A 359-nucleotide genomic window follows, 5' to 3' on the forward strand; every position below is an offset into this window, starting at 1 on the left:
GGGTGTAAACCCTGGCGATGACCTACTCTCGCATGGCTTGAGCCACACTACCATCGGCGCAGCTGCGTTTCACTTCCGAGTTCGGGATGGGATCGGGTGGTTCCACAGCGCTAATTTCACCAGGGAGACGGTTGCAGCAGCGCTTGCAGCGCCAGCTTCGCGATCTTGCCCTTGGGGCGGAAGGGACCCGGAAAATGCAGTGCCTTCACTTAATAAGAAAAACCCCGCTGCGTGAGCAGCGGGGTTTTGGGTGTAAACCCTGGCGATGACCTACTCTCGCATGGCTTGAGCCACACTACCATCGGCGCAGCTGCGTTTCACTTCCGAGTTCGGGATGGGATCGGGTGGTTCCACAGCGC

Annotated in this window: 2 rRNA genes; both read right to left on the bottom strand. The window is 59.1% G+C overall.

Going from position 1 to position 359, the window contains the following annotated elements:
* Window positions 1-9 precede the first annotated feature (9 nt).
* Window positions 10-124: ribosomal RNA gene (rrf, locus tag VG556_RS22725) — 5S ribosomal RNA — on the bottom strand.
* 133 nt (window positions 125-257) lie between these two features.
* Window positions 258-359 (bottom strand): 5S ribosomal RNA (rrf, locus tag VG556_RS22730); the annotation flags it as partial.

Source organism: Stenotrophomonas sp. CASM106, assembly GCF_049384825.1.
Classification (GTDB): Bacteria; Pseudomonadota; Gammaproteobacteria; order Xanthomonadales; family Xanthomonadaceae; genus Stenotrophomonas; species Stenotrophomonas muris.